2 protein-coding genes and 1 pseudogene are annotated in these 2,130 nt (G+C 63.5%); 2 read left to right on the top strand and 1 reads right to left on the bottom strand.

The annotated features are described in order from the left end of the window. Nucleotides 1-1,146: NAD(P)/FAD-dependent oxidoreductase (locus EN742_RS32755; RefSeq protein WP_148670440.1), on the bottom strand; the 1,146-nt coding region annotated here is incomplete at its 3' end. A gap of 197 nt (nt 1,147-1,343) precedes the next feature. On the opposite strand from EN742_RS32755, the gene EN742_RS32750 reads away from it, so the two are divergent. Together EN742_RS32750 and EN742_RS39790 are read left to right on the top strand one after the other, a co-directional pair. Next, nucleotides 1,344-1,985 carry a hypothetical protein gene (locus EN742_RS32750; RefSeq protein ID WP_126055750.1) on the top strand — a complete coding sequence of 214 codons (642 nt, stop codon included), beginning with the start codon at nt 1,344-1,346 and terminating at the stop codon, nt 1,983-1,985. Nucleotides 1,986-2,034: 49 nt separating this feature from the next. Continuing rightward, nucleotides 2,035-2,130 (top strand): annotated as a pseudogene (locus EN742_RS39790) (uracil-DNA glycosylase); the annotation flags it as partial.

Here is a 2,130-nt window from a genome sequence, read left to right as displayed (position 1 = left end):
CTTCAAATCCTTGCCGATGTCGGTCGCCCGCCACGCAGCCTCGTAGGAGGAAAGCTCGTCATTGGCGCGGCCGTCGGCGATCGCTTGCGCGACATGCTCGGCCGCCAGCATTCCCGATAGCACCGCATTGTGCGAACCCTTGATGCGCGGCACGTTGACGAAGCCGGCAGCACAGCCCATCAGCACGCCGCCAGGGAAGGACAGCTTCGGCACCGACTGCCAGCCGCCTTCGGTGATGGCGCGTGCGCCATAGCCGATCCGCTTGGCGCCCTCGAAGGTCCCCTTGATCGCCGGGTGCGTCTTGAAGCGCTGGAACTCCTCGAAGGGCGACAAATACGGGTTTTTGTAGTTCAGGTGGACGACGAAGCCGACCGCCACCTGGTTGTCCTCGAGGTGGTAGAGGAAGGAGCCGCCGCCGGTCTTCATGTCGAGCGGCCAGCCAAAGGAATGTTGCACCAGGCCAGGCTTGTGGTTCTCCGGCTTGACCTGCCAGAGTTCCTTCAGGCCGATGCCGAACTTGGCCGGCTCACGGCCGTCGGCGAGCTTGTATTTGGCGATCAGCTGCTTGGCGAGCGAGCCGCGCGCGCCCTCGCCGATCAGCACATATTTGCCCATCAGCGCCATGCCGGGCGCGAAGGACGGACCATGCGTGCCGTCCTTCTCGACGCCCATGTCGCCTGTCACCACGCCGGTGACGGCGCCGGCATCGTTGTAGAGCAGGCCGGCGGCGGCAAAGCCCGGATAGATCTCGACGCCGAGCGCCTCGGCCTTGGTCGCCAGCCAGCGGCAGACATTGCCGAGCGAGACGATGTAGTTGCCGTGATTGTTCATCAGCGGCGGCATCAGGATATTGGGCAGGCGGAAGGAGCCGGCCGGACCGAGCACCAGGAAATGATCATCGGTCACCGGCGTCTTGAACGGGTGGCCTTCCTCCTCGCGCCAGCCCGGCAGCAGCCGGTCGATGCCGATCGGGTCGACGACGGCACCGGACAGGATGTGGGCGCCGACCTCGCCGCCCTTCTCCAGCACGACGACGGAAAGCTCGGGATTGACCTGCTTCAGACGGATCGCCGCGGCAAGGCCAGCCGGACCAGCGCCGACGATGACCACGTCGAATTCCATGCTCTCGCGTTCGATATCGCTCATCGACCCCTCACTGGCTTGCCGCGCTTTCCCGCATTGTGCTGGCTCATGCGCTGCATAGCGCATCAATTCGCGACGGGAAACCGGCGCTTAACGGACAAAGCCGATTTCGACAAAAAGTCGCGCCCGGCCGGGAAGAACCATTTCTCCCGGCGTTTTTCAATTGTTCGACGGCTTGCTTATCGGCAATACTTCGCGCCATGCGCACGCCTGAGCCATCCGGCTTCTCATTGACGCGCTTTTTCTCGACGCCCGGCCGGCTTTGCCGGGCGGTTCTTCCGCTCCTTCCATTGCTGGCCCCGGCTGCCCATGCCGATCCGCAAAAGGTCTGGGCAACCGGCGCCTATTCCTTTTCCGACGAACTCGGCGGCTTTCACATCACTGGCGCCTCTGGCATCGGCACCAAGGAGGATCCGATCGTCATCACCGAAGAGCTGAATTCGGCGACACCGGTGACGCTGACCATCCGCACCACCAAGCCGATCGAGGCATTCGGCAAGGCCGGCGAGGTCGCCAACGGCATCATTTACATGCGCATCGAGACGCTCAACAACAGCGGCCAGGCCTGGGTGGAGTTCCAGTTCGAGCTACAGGAGATCCTCGACCAGCCGAGCGTATTCGGCGATGGCCTGTCCTTCGACCAGCGCAATAAGTCGCCCGACAACATCGTGGCGAGCAACTTCGCCGAGTTCGACCGCGATTTCGAACCCTATGACCGGCTTTTGTTCAAGAACGGCAAGATCGACCCGCTGATGACGGGCAGCTTCGAATTCCTGATCACCGACTACACGCCGCGCTGGACGTTCTATCTGGTGCAGGATCCGCGGATACCGACGGGCTGACAAACTCACCGAGGTTGCAAATCGCCGCCGCGCGGACGATGGTGGCAGCATGATCGCCGCCTTCCCCAACACCCCTGCCGAAATCGCCGAGCTGCTCGCCTTCTATGCCAGCGCCGGCGTCGATGAGGCGCTGGAGGACGCGCCC

Origin of the sequence: Mesorhizobium sp. M4A.F.Ca.ET.020.02.1.1 (assembly GCF_004022645.1) — a bacterium.
In the GTDB taxonomy this organism is placed as follows: Bacteria; Pseudomonadota; Alphaproteobacteria; order Rhizobiales; family Rhizobiaceae; genus Mesorhizobium.
This window is presented reverse-complemented; position numbering and strand designations above follow the sequence as displayed.